General features: G+C 71.8%; 15 protein-coding genes. 7 read left to right on the top strand and 8 right to left on the bottom strand.

From position 1 onward, the window contains the following. Nucleotides 1-40: 40 nt before the first annotated feature. Complete coding sequence (locus tag AB0K80_RS30820) at nucleotides 41-1,423, bottom strand: CoA transferase (protein ID WP_365675337.1); 1,383 nt, start codon at nucleotides 1,421-1,423, stop codon at nucleotides 41-43. A 78-nt stretch (nucleotides 1,424-1,501) separates the two neighbouring features. Beyond that, entirely contained in the window at nucleotides 1,502-3,037 is a 1,536-nt protein-coding gene (locus AB0K80_RS30815; protein ID WP_365675335.1) for a S8 family serine peptidase, read from the bottom strand. A 296-nt stretch (nucleotides 3,038-3,333) separates the two neighbouring features. Here AB0K80_RS30815 and AB0K80_RS30810 point away from each other — a divergent pair, with 296 nt between their 5' ends. The 3 genes from AB0K80_RS30810 (at nucleotide 3,334) to moaA (ending at nucleotide 6,463) form a co-directional block, all read left to right on the top strand. Beyond that, complete coding sequence (locus AB0K80_RS30810; protein WP_365675333.1) at nucleotides 3,334-3,690, top strand: DUF485 domain-containing protein; 357 nt, start codon at nucleotides 3,334-3,336, stop codon at nucleotides 3,688-3,690. Beyond that, nucleotides 3,687-5,306 (top strand): cation acetate symporter, encoded by a 1,620-nt coding sequence (locus AB0K80_RS30805; RefSeq protein ID WP_365675332.1) that lies wholly within the window; start codon nucleotides 3,687-3,689, stop codon nucleotides 5,304-5,306. The genes AB0K80_RS30810 and AB0K80_RS30805 overlap by 4 nt, the downstream gene beginning before the upstream one ends. A 167-nt stretch (nucleotides 5,307-5,473) precedes the next feature. After that, complete coding sequence (gene moaA / locus AB0K80_RS30800; RefSeq protein WP_365675330.1) at nucleotides 5,474-6,463, top strand: GTP 3',8-cyclase MoaA; 990 nt, start codon at nucleotides 5,474-5,476, stop codon at nucleotides 6,461-6,463. Here the strand turns inward: moaA and AB0K80_RS30795 are convergent. Both AB0K80_RS30795 and AB0K80_RS30790 read right to left on the bottom strand, forming a co-directional pair. After that, nucleotides 6,460-6,678, bottom strand: coding sequence for a hypothetical protein (locus AB0K80_RS30795; RefSeq protein ID WP_365675328.1), 219 nt, complete (start codon nucleotides 6,676-6,678; stop codon nucleotides 6,460-6,462). The genes moaA and AB0K80_RS30795 overlap by 4 nt on opposite strands. 213 nt (nucleotides 6,679-6,891) lie before the next feature. Further along, a complete protein-coding gene (locus tag AB0K80_RS30790; RefSeq protein WP_365675327.1) occupies nucleotides 6,892-7,290 on the bottom strand; it encodes a DUF3099 domain-containing protein in 399 nt (132 codons plus the stop codon). A 256-nt stretch (nucleotides 7,291-7,546) separates the two neighbouring features. Here AB0K80_RS30790 and AB0K80_RS30785 point away from each other — a divergent pair, with 256 nt between their 5' ends. Next, on the top strand, nucleotides 7,547-7,822 hold the full coding sequence (locus tag AB0K80_RS30785; protein WP_365675326.1) for a GlsB/YeaQ/YmgE family stress response membrane protein: 276 nt from the start codon (nucleotides 7,547-7,549) through the stop codon (nucleotides 7,820-7,822). Nucleotides 7,823-7,885: 63 nt separating this feature from the next. On the opposite strand, the gene tyrS is transcribed toward AB0K80_RS30785, so the two are convergent. From tyrS to AB0K80_RS30770, 3 genes are all read right to left on the bottom strand, one after another. Beyond that, complete coding sequence (gene tyrS, locus AB0K80_RS30780) at nucleotides 7,886-9,154, bottom strand: tyrosine--tRNA ligase (RefSeq protein ID WP_365675324.1); 1,269 nt, start codon at nucleotides 9,152-9,154, stop codon at nucleotides 7,886-7,888. Nucleotides 9,155-9,222: 68 nt separating this feature from the next. Continuing rightward, nucleotides 9,223-10,617 (bottom strand): metallopeptidase TldD-related protein, encoded by a 1,395-nt coding sequence (locus AB0K80_RS30775; RefSeq protein ID WP_365675322.1) that lies wholly within the window; start codon nucleotides 10,615-10,617, stop codon nucleotides 9,223-9,225. Next, nucleotides 10,614-12,137 (bottom strand): TldD/PmbA family protein, encoded by a 1,524-nt coding sequence (locus AB0K80_RS30770; RefSeq protein ID WP_365675320.1) that lies wholly within the window; start codon nucleotides 12,135-12,137, stop codon nucleotides 10,614-10,616. The genes AB0K80_RS30775 and AB0K80_RS30770 overlap by 4 nt, the downstream gene beginning before the upstream one ends. A 255-nt stretch (nucleotides 12,138-12,392) precedes the next feature. Between AB0K80_RS30770 and fabG the strand changes: the two genes are divergently transcribed. The 3 genes from fabG (at nucleotide 12,393) to AB0K80_RS30755 (ending at nucleotide 14,408) form a co-directional block, all read left to right on the top strand. Beyond that, the gene (fabG, locus tag AB0K80_RS30765) at nucleotides 12,393-13,112 is read left to right on the top strand and encodes a 3-oxoacyl-[acyl-carrier-protein] reductase (RefSeq protein ID WP_365675319.1); all 720 of its coding nucleotides are present in this window, start codon (nucleotides 12,393-12,395) and stop codon (nucleotides 13,110-13,112) included. 5 nt (nucleotides 13,113-13,117) lie between these two features. Then, nucleotides 13,118-13,885 (top strand): enoyl-ACP reductase FabI, encoded by a 768-nt coding sequence (gene fabI / locus AB0K80_RS30760; RefSeq protein WP_365675317.1) that lies wholly within the window; start codon nucleotides 13,118-13,120, stop codon nucleotides 13,883-13,885. 163 nt (nucleotides 13,886-14,048) lie between these two features. Then, entirely contained in the window at nucleotides 14,049-14,408 is a 360-nt protein-coding gene (locus AB0K80_RS30755; protein WP_365675315.1) for a hypothetical protein, read from the top strand. Here the strand turns inward: AB0K80_RS30755 and AB0K80_RS30750 are convergent. Continuing rightward, nucleotides 14,386-15,078 (bottom strand): FadR/GntR family transcriptional regulator, encoded by a 693-nt coding sequence (locus tag AB0K80_RS30750; RefSeq protein WP_365675313.1) that lies wholly within the window; start codon nucleotides 15,076-15,078, stop codon nucleotides 14,386-14,388. The genes AB0K80_RS30755 and AB0K80_RS30750 overlap by 23 nt on opposite strands. Nucleotides 15,079-15,107 lie beyond the last annotated feature (29 nt).

The raw sequence follows: 15,107 nt of genomic DNA, 5'->3' as shown, positions 1-15,107 counted from the left end.
CCGGGGGCACGGCATCGCGCCGTGTGGTATGTCCCGTGGGTCAGGACTCCCACCGCGGCTCGTCCCCTCCCCAACGGCCCGGCGGCCGGGCCCAGTCGGCCGGTCCGCCCGCGAACACCACCGGCGGCAGGGCGTACCGCAGCCGCCCCAGGTCGCTGTCCCGCTCGGCGAGCCAGGTGTCCGGACCGTCGTACGCCGCCTCCGCCGGGGCGGCCGGCGGCTCCCCGGCCGGCGGCCCCCCGGCCGTCAGCCACGCGGCCGTGCGCGCCAGGGCCAGGCGGACGAACCGGCTGCCGCCCTCGGACAACTGCTCGGTCAGCGCCCGCAGCACGCCCGCCGCCAGCAGATACCCCGTGCCGTGGTCGAGGGCCTGGGCGGGCAGCGCGCCCGGCTGCTCCGCCGTGCCCTCCAGGACGGCGATCCCGGTCGCGGCCTGCACGAGACTGTCGAAGCCGCGCCGCCCGGCCCACGGCCCGTACGTGCCCCACGCCGACAGCTGCGCCACGACCAGCCCGGGCCGGCGCTCGGCCAGGGCCTCGGGCGACAGGCCGAACCGGTCCAGGGCGCCCGGCCGGTACCCGGTGACGACGACGTCGGCCGTCGCCAGCAGCTCCTCGAACACGGCCCGGTCGGCCGCCAGGTCGAGCCGCGCGGAGCGCTTCCCGAAGCCGGTGTCCGCGTGCTGGTCGGCCAGTTCGGGCAGCTGCGGCGCGTCCACGCGCAGCACGTCCGCGCCGAGCAGGGCCAGGGTGCGGGTGGCGACCGGTCCCGCGAGGACCCGGGTGAGGTCCAGGACCCGCAGCCCCGCGGCGGGCAGCAGCGGATCACCGCCGGCCGGGGGGAGCACGCGCGCGCGTGCCGAGTCCAGGCGTCCGCGCTCGACCAGCGGGCGCCCGGCCACGGCCACGGCCTGCTCGTGCGCCGCCCACTCCTGCGGTGTGCGCACCGCCACGGCCAGGCCGTCGGCCGCGTACACGGCCTCCTCGACCTCCAGGGCGGACCGTTCGGCCAGCGCGGCCGCCACCCGGTCCGGGTCCTCGGACAGGTGCAGAGCGGCGAGCAACCGGGCCCGGTGGTGCGGGTAGTTCGCGTGCGTCCGCACCCACCCGTCCGCCGTACGCCAGAACCGCGACAGCGGCGCGAAGGTGACCGGAACCCGGCCGCCGACGAGCAGGTGCCGTTCGCTGGTGAACGCCGTGGCCACGGCCCCGTCGTCCACCCGCACCCCGGGCACCTGGGCGAGCCCGGCCCGCCGCGCGCCGAGCTCGGCGGCGGCCAGCGCGCACGCGCCCACACAGGCGCGCGCCAACTCCCTCACCCCGAGCCGCGCTTCGAGCGCCCCGCGCCGCTCGAGGGTGGACACACGGGTCAGGAGACGGGGATCGCCGCCGAGAGCGGACCAGGCCGTGCCGATGTCAGTCATGACGGCACTATGCAGCACGCCCTTTTTGTCCGGCCGCCTCCACAGCCGTGGCCCTCGGCGGGGCCGGACTGCGCCTGCCTACCGCACCGCGCGCAGGGCGTTGACGATGCCGAACCCGTAGAAGCCGTTGACCCGCTTGCCGCCCTCGCACACCGCGTCCTGCGTCCCGTCGCCGTCCTGGTCGTACGACGCGGGGCAGCCGGGGTTGTCCGCCTGGGCCTTCAGCAGCGCCTGGAGCTGGGCGGGGGAGGCCCAGGGGTGCTTCGACTTCAGCAGCGCGGCGACACCCGAGGCGTGCGGCGCGGCCATCGAGGTGCCCTGGAGGAACCCGTACTCGCCGTTCGGCATAGTGGACAGGATCCGCCCGTTCTGTGACGGAGTGTCTGGTATCTGGTACTTGCGGTCGCCGCCCGGCGCCGCGACGTCGACGACGCCGTAGCCGTACGTGGAGTAGTACGACTTGACGTTCTGGACGCCGGTCGCGCTGACCGTGACGACGCCCGGCAGCTGGGTCGGCACATCGAAGCACTCGTGCGGGTCGATGGTGCGCGGAACCGGGGTGGAGTCGTCGGGGCTCGTGTCGTCGACGATCGCGTCCGCGTCCAGGTCATGGGCCGAGTTGCCCGCCGACGCGACGTTGAGGGTGCCCTTCTTCTGGGCGTAGAGCTGCGCCCGGTTCACCGCGTCGACGATGGCCCGCTGGTCGGGGTCGTCCATGCAGTTGTACAGCCACGGGTCGACGTAGTAGCTGTTGTTCGTGATCTCCACGCCGTGGTCGGCGGCGAACACGAAGGCGCACACGACGCTCTCCGGATAGAAGAGGCCGTTCTTCGGGTCGGTCACGTTGATGCTGGAGACCTTCACCCCGGGCGCGACACCGGCCACGCCGATGCCGTTGCGGGCGGCGGCGATCTCACCGGCCACGTGGGTGCCGTGGTAGTCCTCGGCGGTGTACGGCCGCCAGGCGCCCTCGGTGGTGTCGGCCTTGCCGCCGGCGCAGTTCGCGGACTGGGCGGCGGAGAAGTTCGGGGCGATGTCGGGGTGGGTGTCGTCCACGCCCGTGTCGATCACGGCGACGGTGACCTTCGCGCTGCCCGGGTTGATGCGCGCGGCCTGGTCGGCGCCGATCGCCCGCAGGTCCCACTGGTCCGCCTCGAGGGGCTCGCTCCCCGGCGTCTCGGCCGACGCCGCCGCGGCCTTCGCCGCCTGAGCGCCGGTCAGGTACTCGGCCGCGCCCTCCTCCGTCGTCCCCGCCGGGGTCAGCGGCGCGGTCCGCGTCGCGCCCGCCGACTGCACCCCGGGCACCGCGCGCATCGTCCGGGCGAAGTCCGGGTTGGCGGAGTGGGCGACGATCACACCGATCCGATCGTAGGTGACCACGACCGTGCCGCCGGCCGCCGCAACCGCCTCGCGCACCGCAGCGATCGTGCGCCGGTCCACCTTGGTGTTGACGACGTACGCCAGCTGCGGCGCGTCCGCCGCCGGTGCCGCCGGTGCCTGCGGTGCCCGGGGGGCCGCCGACGCCGCGGCCGGCAGGAAGCCGAGCGAGGCGGTCAGCGACAGCGCGACGGGGACGGCGAGCGTGAGCCGGCGTCTGGAACGCGAATGAGGCATGGGGTCTCCACATCATCCGGAAACGGAACCAGCCCGAACACAGGTGCTGCTCGGGCAGGTACATGACGGGTGGTGCCGGGCTGAAGCTATCTCCCGGAACCGCTGGCCAGCAATGACCTTCCCGCGCGAGTTGGAAAAGAAGCGACGGCAACAAGCGGCGGAAACAAGCGACGGAAAGAAGCGAGGTGTGTTGAACCGCTCCTCACGCACCGCCGTGACGTTGAGCAGGGAGCCCGAGCACACCCGGGCCCTCACGTGAGGTCAGAACCGTCATGTCCGTCGTCCGAGGAGACTCCGTGGCCACCGACGCACCGCCCCCCTCGAAACAGCACCACACACTCCCGTCCGCCGAGGAGTTCACCGAGGTGCAGCACAGCGCGGAGTTCGGTGAGCTGCGCCGCTCCCACCGCTCCTTCGCCTTCCCGCTGACCATCGCCTTCATCGCCTGGTACCTGCTGTACGTCCTGCTGTCCAACTACGCGGGCGGCTTCATGGGCACCAAGCTCTTCGGCAACATCAACATCGCCTTCGTCTTCGGTGTCGCCCAGTTCGTCACCACGTTCCTCATCGCCTGGTGGTACTCCCGGCACGCCGCCGCGAAGCTCGACCCGAAGGCGGAAGCCATCAAGACCCGGATGGAGGGCGGCGCATGAGCCTCGCCATGACCCTCGCGGCCAACGAGGCCAGCGAGCACCGGCCGCTGATCATCTCCCTGTTCGCGGTCTTCGTGGTCGCGACCCTCTTCATCACCGTCTGGGCCGGCCGCCAGACCAAGGACGCCGCCGACTTCTACGCGGGCGGACGCTCCTTCAGCGCCTTCCAGAACGGTCTCGCCGTCTCCGGCGACTACATGTCCGCCGCCTCGTTCCTCGGCATCGCCGGCGCGATCGCCCTCTTCGGCTACGACGGCTTCCTGTACTCCATCGGCTTCCTCGTCGCCTGGCTGGTGGCGCTGCTCCTGGTCGCCGAGCCGCTGCGCAACTCCGGCCGCTACACCATGGGCGACGTCCTCGCGTACCGCATGCGCCAGCGCCCGGTGCGCACCGCCGCCGGCACGTCCACGATCGTCGTGTCGATCTTCTACCTGCTCGCCCAGATGGCCGGCGCCGGCGTGCTCGTCTCGCTGCTGCTCGGCATCACCTCCGACGCGGGCAAGATCCTCATCGTCGCCCTCGTCGGCGTCCTGATGATCGTGTACGTCTCCATCGGCGGCATGAAGGGCACCACCTGGGTCCAGATGGTCAAGGCCGTGCTGCTCATCGGCGGCACCATCCTGATCACCTTCCTGGTGCTGCTGAAGTTCGACTTCAACATCTCCGACCTGCTCGGCAAGGCCGCCGAGAACAGCGGCAAGGGCGCCGCCTTCCTGGAGCCCGGCCTGCAGTACGGCGCCACCGGGACCTCCAAGCTGGACTTCATCTCGCTCGGCATCGCCCTGGTGCTCGGCACCGCCGGCCTGCCGCACATCCTGATCCGCTTCTACACCGTGCCCAACGCCAAGGCCGCCCGGAAGTCCGTGAACTGGGCGATCGGCATCATCGGCGCCTTCTACCTGATGACCATCGCGCTGGGCTTCGGCGCCGCCGCGCTCATCTCGCAGGACGAGATCATCGCGTCCAACCCGTCCGGCAACACCGCGGCACCGCTGCTCGCCCTGCACCTGGGCGGCGTCGACTCGGCCTGGGGCGCCATCCTGCTCGCCACCATCTCGGCGGTGGCCTTCGCGACGATCCTCGCCGTCGTCGCCGGCCTCACCCTCGCCTCGTCCTCCTCGTTCGCCCACGACATCTACGCCAACGTCATAAAGAAGGGCCAGGCCACCGAGAAGCAGGAGGTCAGGGCGGCCCGCCTGGCCACCATCGGCATCGGCGCCGTCTCCATCCTGCTGGGCGCCCTCGCCCGCGACCTGAACGTGGCCGGCCTGGTCGCCCTCGCTTTCGCGGTCGCGGCCTCCGCCAACCTGCCCACGATCCTCTACAGCCTGTTCTGGAAGCGGTTCACCACCCAGGGCGCCCTGTGGTCGATCTACGGCGGCCTGATCGTCGCCGTCGGGCTGGTGCTGTTCTCGCCCGTCGTCTCCGGTGACCCCAAGGCGATGTTCCCCGACGTGGACTTCGCCTGGTTCCCGCTGAAGAACCCGGGCATCATCTCCATCCCGTTCGGCTTCCTGATGGGCTGGCTCGGCACGGTCCTGTCCAAGGAGGAGCCCGACGCCCAGAAGTACGCGGAGCTGGAGGTCCGGTCCCTGACCGGCACCGGCGCCCACTGAGCGGCACCCGGGCGGCACCCGCGCACGGCCCCGTCGCAGCTCCCTGCGACGGGGCCGCGTCCCACGTCGTGGGATCGGGCCTTAGGCGTTGTCAGCCAGGTCGCGTAGTCTCGCAGGTGTCGGAGAGTTGTGCTCCGCGCCGATCCGCATCGAGGGAGGGGGCCCGCGTGCTCATCGACACCTACGGCCGAGTGGCCACCGACCTGAGGGTCTCACTGACCGATCGGTGCAATCTGCGCTGCACGTACTGCATGCCGGAAGAGGGCCTGCAGTGGCTGGCCAAGCCCGACCTGCTCACCGACGACGAGATCGTCCGCCTGGTCGGCATCGCGGTCACCTCCCTCGGCATCGAGGAGGTCCGTTTCACCGGCGGCGAGCCCCTGCTGCGCCCCGGCCTGGCCGGCATCGTCGAGCGCGTCGCGGCCCTCGAGCCGCGCCCCCAGATGTCCCTCACGACCAACGGCATCGGCCTCAAGCGCACCGCGGCCGCCCTGAAGGCGGCGGGCCTGGACCGGGTGAACGTGTCGCTGGACACGCTCCGCCCGGACGTCTTCAAGGCCCTCACCCGCCGCGACCGCCACCACGACGTCATCGAGGGCCTGCACGCCGCCCGCGAGGCCGGCCTGACCCCCGTCAAGGTCAACTCGGTCCTGATGCCGGGCCTCAACGACGACGAGGCCCCGGACCTGCTCGCCTGGGCCGTGGAGCACGACTACGAGCTGCGCTTCATCGAGCAGATGCCCCTGGACGCCCAGCACGGCTGGAAGCGCGAGGGCATGATCACGGCCGGGGACATCCTCGCCTCGCTGCGCACCCGCTTCGAGCTGACCCCGGAGGGCGACGAGAAGCGCGGCTCCGCCCCGGCCGAGCGCTGGCTGGTCGACGGCGGCCCGCACCGCGTGGGTGTCATCGCCTCCGTCACGCGCCCGTTCTGCGCCGCCTGCGACCGCACCCGCCTGACCGCCGACGGCCAGATACGCACCTGCCTGTTCGCCACCGAGGAGACCGATCTGCGCGCCGCCCTGCGCTCCGGCGCCCCCGACGAGGAGATCGCCCGCATCTGGCGCCTGGCGATGTGGGGCAAGAAGGCGGGCGCGGGCCTGGACGACCCGAGCTTCGTCCAGCCGGCCAGGCCGATGTCGGCGATCGGGGGCTAGCCACCCTCCGCGGCCTGCCAGTCGGCCAGCTCGACGACGTCCTTCAGGAAGCCCCGTACGCCGAGGAACTGAGACAGGTGCTCACGATGCTCCTCGCACGCGAGCCAGGTCTTGCGCCGCTCCGGCGTATGGATCTTCGGGTTGTTCCACGCCAGCACCCACACCGCGTCGGCGCGGCAGCCCTTGGCGGAGCAGATCGGGGTCTCGTCACTCACAGGTTTCGTCTCACAGATCCACACAAAAGGCGACGCCGAGCAGCCACGGGGGGAGCTGCCCGGCGTCGGTCCGTCGCTCCGACGGGGGATGCGGAGCGCGTACGAAGTATGTCACGGGTAACCCCCCGCAGGGCACCGGAACAGCATGATTGATCTGAGCTTTTCCTGAGCTTTGGCGGGGTCCTGTCCTCCGTTTGAGGCCCGCCCGCACGGTCACGACCGCTCCCGTGGCTCCGTTCGTGCGCCCGCCACCGGTTCGGACACCACATCTTCCGTCCCGGCTTGCGCCGCGCCGTCGTTCGTCCGCGGCGGCGCCAGCATCGGGCGCATCGGCGTCGTCACGAACGTCGACGGCAAAGACGGCGCGTTCTCGCGCCCGCCGTTGGCGACCACCACCGCGATGTAGGGCAGCACCGCGCCGAGCACCAGCGCCACCACGGCGACATGCCGTTCGACGTTCCACAACGTCGCGGCGAGGATCACGGAGATCGTGCGGATCGTCATCGAGATCACGTACCGGCGCTGCCGGCCGCGCACATCCTCCTGCAGGCCCGCCCGGGCGCCGGTGATCCGGAACACCTGGACGTCGCCACCGCCACGCAGCTTCCGCATCACATCCACCATCCGCCCGTATCGGCCTCTCCCCGCCCCGTACGCGGTCCGTGGCCGGTCGGGGAGAGCACGGCCCGGACAGCTCCACGGTACGCCGCGCCCGCGTCCGCCACGAGACCGGGGCCTTCCTGCCGCGGCGGCCGGCCCGCCGTCCCGCCACGGCCCGGTACGGCGCCCGGCGCACCCGGCATGCGCCGGACGGCGCAGCGTCGGACACTGGTCGTAACGCTCGCGTCGAGCCGTCGAGGAGGCAGCCATGGGCTGGTTGTGGGCGATCATCGTGGGACTCGTACTGGGCCTGATCGCCAAGGCGATCGTCCCGGGCAAGCAGCACATCCCGCTGTGGCTGACCACCATCCTCGGCATACTCGGCGCGATCGGCGGCAACGCCATCGCGCGGGCGGCGGGGGTGGACGCCACGGAGGGCATCGACTGGTGGCGCCATGTCTTCCAGGTGATCGCCGCGGTCATCCTGGTGGCCCTCGGCGACCGGGTCTACACGGCGGTCCGGGGCGGCAGGCGCAGGGCCTGACAGCCCCGCCACGCACCGGGGGCGGCCTCCGGCACCGGAGACCGCCCCCTGCGCCACGCCCGCTCAGGCGCCGGTGACCTCCACCGCGGCCAGGTTCTTCTTGCCGCGGCGCAGCACCAGCCAGCGCCCGTGCAGCAGGTCCTCCGCGGCGGGGACGGCGTCCTCACCGGCGACCTTCACGTTGTTCACGTAGGCGCCGCCCTCCTTGACCGTGCGCCGCGCGGCCGACTTCGAGGGCACCAGGCCGACCTCGGCGAACAGGTCCACGACCGGGCCGAGCTCGGCGACCTGGATGTGCGGCACCTCCGCGAGTGCCGCCGCCAGCGTCCGCTCGTCCAGCTCCGCCAGCTCGCCCTGCCCGAACAGGGCCTTGGACGCGGCGATCACGGCGGCCGTCTGCTCGGCCCCGTGCACCAGCGTCGTCAGCTCCTCGGCCAGCGCGCGCTGCGCGGCCCGGGCCTGCGGACGCTCCGCGGTCTGCTTCTCCAGCTCCTCCAGCTCCTCGCGGGACCTGAAGGACAGGATGCGCATGTACCGGGAGATGTCCCGGTCGTCCACGTTCAGCCAGAACTGGTAGAACGCGTACGGCGTGGTCATCTCCGGGTCGAGCCAGACCGCGCCGCTCTCGGTCTTGCCGAACTTGGTGCCGTCCGCCTTGGTCATCAGCGGCGTCGCCAGCGCGTGCACGGTGGCGTCCGGCTCCAGCCTGTGGATCAGGTCCAGCCCCGCGGTGAGGTTGCCCCACTGGTCGCTGCCGCCCTGCTGGAGCGTGCAGCCGTAGCGCCGGTAGAGCTGGAGGAAGTCCATGCCCTGGAGGATCTGGTAGCTGAACTCCGTGTAGCTGATGCCCTCGGAGGACTCCAGGCGCCGGGCCACGGAGTCCTTGGTGAGCATCTTGTTGACGCGGAAGTGCTTGCCGATGTCACGCAGGAACTCGATCGCGGACAGGCCGGCCGTCCAGTCGAGGTTGTTCACCATGACCGCCGCGTTCTCGCCCTCGAAGGACAGGAACGGCTCGATCTGGCGGCGCAGCTTGTCCACCCAGCCGGCGACCGTCTCCGGGTCGTTCAGGGTGCGCTCGGCGGTCGGGCGCGGGTCGCCGATCAGGCCCGTGGCCCCGCCGACCAGCGCCAGCGGCCGGTGCCCGGCCTGCTGGAGCCGGCGCACGGTGAGCACCTGCACCAGGTGCCCCACGTGCAGCGACGGCGCCGTCGGGTCGAAACCGCAATAGAACGTGACGGGACCGTCCGCGAGCGCCTTGCGCAAAGCGTCCTCGTCAGTGGACAGGGCGAACAGCCCGCGCCACTTCAGCTCGTCGACGATGTCCGTCACGGTTCTCGTGTCTCCTCAAGATGATCTTCGGCCGGTCGGGTGACAGCCGAACGCGAACGCCTACGAGGTTATACGCCCTGGCTGACCGAGCTCATGTTGAAATCGGGGACGCGCAGCGCGGGCATGGCCGCCCTGGTGAACCAGTCGCTCCACTCCCTGGGCAGCGTCTTCTCCGTACGGCCCGCCTCCGTGGCCCGGCCCAGCACGCTCACCGGCGACTCGTTGAACCGGAAGTTGTTCACCTCGCCGGTCACCTCGCCGTTCTCGACCAGGTAGACGCCGTCCCGGGTCAGGCCGGTCAGCAGCAGTGTCGCCGGGTCCACCTCGCGGATGTACCACAGGCAGGTCAGCAGCAGCCCCCGCTCGGTGGTCGCGACCATCTCCTCCAGGGAGCGGTCCTCGCCGCCGTCCAGGATCAGGTTGTCGACCGCCGGGGCGAGCGGCAGCCCGGTCAGGGCGGCACTGTGCCTGCTGGTGGTCAGGTTCCGCAGCTCTCCCTCGCGCACCCAGTCGGTGGCCGCGAGCGGCAGCCCGTTGTCGAACACCGACTGGTCGCCCCCGGAGGAGTGCGCGATCACGAACGGCGCCGACTCCAGACCGGGCTCGTTCGGGTCGCTGCGCAGCGTCAGCGGCAGGTCGGTGAGCTTGTCGCCGATCCGCGTGCCGCCGCCCGGCTTGGAGAACACCGTCCGCCCCTCGGCCGCGTCCCGGCCGGACGCCGACCACATCTGGTAGATCAGCAGGTCCGCCACGGCGGCCGGGGGCAGCAGCGTCTCGTACCGCCCGGCGGGCAGCTCCACGCGCCGCCCGGCCCACCCGAGGCGTACGGCCAGCTCGGCGTCGAGCGCGGCCGGGTCGACGTCCTTGAAGTCCCGGGTGGAGCGACCCGCCCACGCCGAGCGGGTGCGGTCGGGGGACTTGGCGTTGATCTCCAGCGTCCCGTTCGGCTGGTCGTGCCGCAGCCGCAGTCCCGTCGAGGTGCCGACGTACGTCGAGATCAGCTCGTGGTGGGCGAAGCCGTACAGCTCCCGGCCCCCGGCACGCGCGCGTGCGAAGGCCTCGCCGAGCGCCGGGGCGAAGTCGGCGAACACCGCCGAGGAGGTCTCCGCGGGTGCCTCGGTGAACTCCGGGGACTGCGTCACGCCCGTGACCAGCGGCTGGGCGTCCTCCGCCGGCCCGGCGCCGCGCGCGGCGGCCTCGGCGGCCCGCACCAGGGGCTCCAGCTCGTCCACGGTCACGGCGGACCGCGACACCACGCCCGAGGCCGTGCCCTCCTTGCCGTCCACCGTGGCGATGACGGTGAGCGTGCGCCCCCGGGTGACCCCGTTCGTGGTCAGGGCGTTGCCCGCCCAGCGCAGGTTGGCGCTGGACTGCTCGTCGGCGATCACCACGCAGCCGTCCGCGCGGGACATCTCCAGGGCGCGCTCGACGACCTCGTGCGGCTTGTGCGTAGGGGCGCTCATCGGCCGGCCTCCTGGGTGGTGTTCAGAATGTTGACGCCCTTGAACAGGGCGGACGGGCAGCCGTGCGAGACCGCGGCCACCTGCCCCGGCTGTGCCTTGCCGCAGTTGAAGGCGCCGCCCAGGACGTACGTCTGCGGGCCGCCGACGGCCGCCATGGAGCCCCAGAAGTCGGTGGTCGTCGCCTGGTAGGCCACGTCCCGCACCTGCCCGGCGAGCCGCCCGTTCTCGATCCGGAAGAACCGCTGCCCGGTGAACTGGAAGTTGTACCGCTGCATGTCGATCGACCAGGACCGGTCACCGACGACGTAGATGCCCCGGTCGACGCTGCCGATGAGGTCCTCCGTGGACATCCCGGCGGGATCCGGCCGCAGCGACACGTTGGCCATGCGCTGCACCGGCACATGCGCGGGGGAGTCGGCGAACGCGCACCCGTTGGACCGCCCGAACCCGGTCAGCTTCGCGATGCGGCGGTCCAGCTGGTAGCCGACCAGGACCCCGTCCTTCACCAGGTCCCAGGACTGCGCCTCGACGCCCTCGTCGTCGTACCCGACGGTCGCCAGCCCGTGCTCGGCGGTCCGGTCACCGGTCACGTTCATCAGCTCGGAGCCGTACTTCAGCTTGCCGAGCAGGTCGAAGGTGGCGAAGGAGGTCCCGGCGTACGCCGCCTCGTACCCGAGGGCGCGGTCCAGCTCCGTGGCGTGCCCGATGGACTCGTGGATCGTCAGCCACAGGTTGGACGGGTCGACGACCAGGTCGTACAGCCCCGGCTCCACACTCGGCGCGCGCATCTTCTCGGCGAGCAGCTCCGGGATCTGCTCCAGCTCACCCTCCCAGTCCCAGCCGGTGCCCCGCAGGTACTCCCAGCCACGCCCCACGGGCGGCGCGAGGGTGCGCATGGAGTCGAACTCGCCGCTGGACTCGTCGACCGCCACCGCGGTGAACACCGGGTGCAGCCGCACCCGCTGCTGCGTGGTCACGGTCCCGGCCGTGTCCGCGTAGAACTTGTTCTCGTGCACGGTGAGCAGGGAGGCGTCCACGTGGTCGACCCCGTTCGCCGCCAGCAGCCGCGCGCTCCACTCCGCCAGCAGCCCGGCCTTCTCCTCGTCCGGCACGCTGAACGGATCGATCGCGTACGACGAAATCCACGTCCGGTCGGCGTGCACCGGCTCGTCGGCCAGCTCGACCCGCTCGTCCGACCCGGCCGCCCTGATCACCTGCGCGGAGAGCCTGGCCATCGCCACGGCCTGGGACGCCACCTTGGCGGCGGCGTCGAGGGTCAGGTCGACGCCGGACGCGAATCCCCACGTACCGCCGTGCACGACGCGCACCGCGTACCCGAGGTCGGTGGTGTCCGACGAACCGGCGGGCTTGGCGTCCCTGAAGCGCCAGGAGGCGCTGCGCACCCGTTCGAGGCGGAAGTCGGCGTGCTCCGCCCCGAGCGCCCGCGCGCGTGCGAGGGCGGCGTCGGCCAGGGCGCGTAGGGGAAGCGCCGTGAACGCTTCGTCGATCGTATGAGGCACCGAGGTCTCTCCCTGTCGTGTGACCTGTGGTTGCTGCGCATCATGTCGCGTCGGCCGGTGCCCGGACCACACGTTTGCGGGCCGGTGCCGTGCCTTTCTGTAGGGACCCGACAGTGCGGCCGGTGAGCCACTGTGGGCGCCCGAATGTCCCCCGCCCGGCCCGGACCGATAGGTTTTCGGGGAAGCCGCCTGTCATCGCCGCCTGTCGTCCAGGTGCCCGGGCGGGTATCAGACCGCTATCGAAAGGGTGATCCGTTGAGCCGCTCGGTTCTCGTCACCGGAGGCAACCGGGGCATCGGCCTCGCCATCGCCCGCGCGTTCGCCGACGCCGGCGACAAGGTCGCGATCACGTACCGCTCGGGTGAGCCGCCGGCGGCCCTGACGGAATTGGGCTGCCTGGCCGTCAAGTGCGACATCACCGACGCCGAGCAGGTGGAGCAGGCCTACAAGGAGATCGAGGAAGCGCACGGTCCCGTCGAGGTCCTCGTCGCCAACGCCGGCATCACCAAGGACCAGCTCCTGATGCGCATGTCCGAGGAGGACTTCACCTCGGTCATCGACACCAACCTCACCGGCACCTTCCGCGTGGTCAAGCGCGCCAACCGCGGCATGCTGCGCGCCAAGAAGGGCCGCGTCGTGCTCATCTCCTCGGTCGTCGGGCTGTACGGCTCGCCCGGGCAGGCGAACTACGCCGCCTCCAAGGCCGCCCTGGTCGGCTTCGCGCGCTCCCTCGCCCGTGAGCTGGGCTCGCGCAACATCACCTTCAACGTCGTCGCGCCCGGCTTCGTCGACACCGACATGACCAAGGCGCTCACCGACGAGCAGCGCACGAACATCCTGTCGGGAGTGCCGCTCGGCCGGTACGCGCAGCCGGAGGAGATCGCCGCGACGGTGCGGTTCCTCGCCTCGGACGACGCCTCGTACATCACTGGAGCCGTCATCCCCGTTGACGGCGGACTGGGAATGGGTCACTGATCACCATGAGCGGAATTCTCGAGGGCAAGCGCGTCCTGATCACCGGGGTGCTGACGGAGGCCTCGATCGCCTTCCACGCCGCCAGGCTGGCCCAGGAGCAGGGCGCCGAGATCATCCTCACCGCGTTCCCGCGGCCCACCCTGACCGAGCGCATCGCCAGGAAGCTGCCCAAGCCGGCCAAGGTCATCGAGCTCGACGTCACCAACGACGAGCACCTGGGCCGCCTGGCCGACGTCGTCGGCGAGGAGCTCGGGGGCCTCGACGGCGTCGTGCACTCCATCGGCTTCGCCCCGCAGGACGCGCTCGGCGGCAACTTCCTCAACACGCCGTTCGAGTCGGTGGCCACGGCCATGCACGTCTCGGCGTTCTCCCTGAAGTCGCTCACCGTGGCCTGCCTGCCGCTGATGCAGAACGGCGGCTCCGTCGTCGGCCTCACCTTCGACGCCCAGTACGCCTGGCCGCAGTACGACTGGATGGGCCCGGCCAAGGCCGCCCTGGAGGCCGTCAACCGCTACATGGCGCGCGACCTCGGCAAGCAGGACATCCGCTGCAACCTGATCTCCGCCGGCCCCCTCGGCTCGATGGCCGCCAAGTCCATCCCGGGCTTCAGCGAGCTGGCCTCCGTGTGGGACCACCGCTCCCCGCTCGAGTGGGACCTGAACGACCCCGAGCCGGCCGGGCGCGGTGTCGTCGCGCTGCTGAGCGACTGGTTCCCGAAGACCACGGGCGAGATCATCCACGTCGACGGCGGTCTGCACGCCATCGGCGCGTGAGGACGTGAAGCCCCGCCGAGGGCCCGCACCCGTGCCGGGTGCGGGCCCTTGGCATATCACCCGTTCGGCTCATCCGGCCGGGCGGTCAGGGCCACCGAGCGCGCACTCTGGAGAGGCGTTCACCACGTGATTTCCTCCCCAGCACGGCCGAGGAGGTCCCCTTGTGCGCTTGTCCCGGAGCCTGGCCTCAGTGACCCTCGCCGCCCTCGCCGCCGCCGTGGCGCTGACCCTGTGGTACGTGGCGAGGCCCCACGCGCGCGTGCCCGCCGAGGACTCCAAGGCGGCGGAGCCGTTCGGCGCCGCGTGCCGGATCCGTGTCACCGGCTCGCACGCGACCGCGTACTGCCACAACCCCTATCCCGGCACCGACCGCGTGAGCCTGCACCTGGAGTGCGCCCGCTGGTGGGACCTCGACAGCGACGGCGCCCCGGTGGACGCCGGGCCCGCGCAGACCGTACGGCTGACCGGTCGCTGCTGGAAGGAGATCCACTCGGCGTGGGTCAGCCACCGGCGGGCGGACTGAGGCGGCCGGGGCGGCACAGGACCGGGTAGCTCGCGGCCTCGGCCGCCGCCCTGGCCGCGTCGCCCGCGCGGATCGCGTCGACGAGCCCGGTGTGGTCCATGTACGTCTCCGGCGTCAGCTGCGCGCCCACGTCCGCCCGCAGCCAGTCCCGCAGCACCTCGCCCAGGTCCGCGTACACCGCGATCATCGCGTCGTTGTGGGAGGCGGCCACCACGGCCAGGTGGAAGGTGGCGTCGGCCGTCACGAACGCCTCCGCGTCGCCCGATTCCCACGCCTCCTCCCGGCGCAGCAGCAGCGTGTCGAGCTGCTTGAGGTCCTTGTCCGTGCGCCGCTCGGCCGCCAGCCCCGCAGCCCCCGACTCCAGCGTGGCCCGCAGCTCGGCGATGTGCCGCGGATCGGCGTCGGCGAAGCGGCGGTGCATCACGCCCGCCAGCTCGCTGGTGGCCACGACGTACGTGCCGGAGCCCTGGCGGATGTCCAGCAGGCCGTTGTGCGCGAGCGCGCGGACCGCCTCGCGGACCGTGTTGCGGGCGACGCCCAGCTGCTCGACCAGCTCCGGCTCCGTCGGGATGCGGGAGCCCACCGGCCACTCGCCCGAGGTGATCTGGGCGCGCAGCGCGGCGATGACCTGCTCGGACAGCGCCGAGCGACGGGGATGACTCAGAGGCATGGCACGCCATCCTGGCATGGCACATTGTC

This window comes from Streptomyces sp. NPDC052682, assembly GCF_040678435.1.
In the GTDB taxonomy this organism is placed as follows: Bacteria; Actinomycetota; Actinomycetes; order Streptomycetales; family Streptomycetaceae; genus Streptomyces.
This window is presented reverse-complemented; position numbering and strand designations above follow the sequence as displayed.

Excerpts from the sequence above, each read along its gene's own strand:
- AB0K80_RS30820 (WP_365675337.1), bottom strand. The coding sequence starts at position 1,423 with ATGACTGACATCGGCACGGCCTGGTCCGCTCTCGGCGGCGATCCCCGT.
- AB0K80_RS30815 (WP_365675335.1), bottom strand. The coding sequence starts at position 3,037 with ATGCCTCATTCGCGTTCCAGACGCCGGCTCACGCTCGCCGTCCCCGTC.
- AB0K80_RS30805 (WP_365675332.1), top strand. The coding sequence starts at position 3,687 with ATGAGCCTCGCCATGACCCTCGCGGCCAACGAGGCCAGCGAGCACCGG.
- AB0K80_RS30790 (WP_365675327.1), bottom strand. The coding sequence starts at position 7,290 with ATGCGGAAGCTGCGTGGCGGTGGCGACGTCCAGGTGTTCCGGATCACC.
- AB0K80_RS30785 (WP_365675326.1), top strand. The coding sequence starts at position 7,547 with ATGGGCTGGTTGTGGGCGATCATCGTGGGACTCGTACTGGGCCTGATC.
- AB0K80_RS30775 (WP_365675322.1), bottom strand. The coding sequence starts at position 10,617 with ATGAGCGCCCCTACGCACAAGCCGCACGAGGTCGTCGAGCGCGCCCTG.
- fabI (WP_365675317.1), top strand. The coding sequence starts at position 13,118 with ATGAGCGGAATTCTCGAGGGCAAGCGCGTCCTGATCACCGGGGTGCTG.
- AB0K80_RS30750 (WP_365675313.1), bottom strand. The coding sequence starts at position 15,078 with ATGCCTCTGAGTCATCCCCGTCGCTCGGCGCTGTCCGAGCAGGTCATC.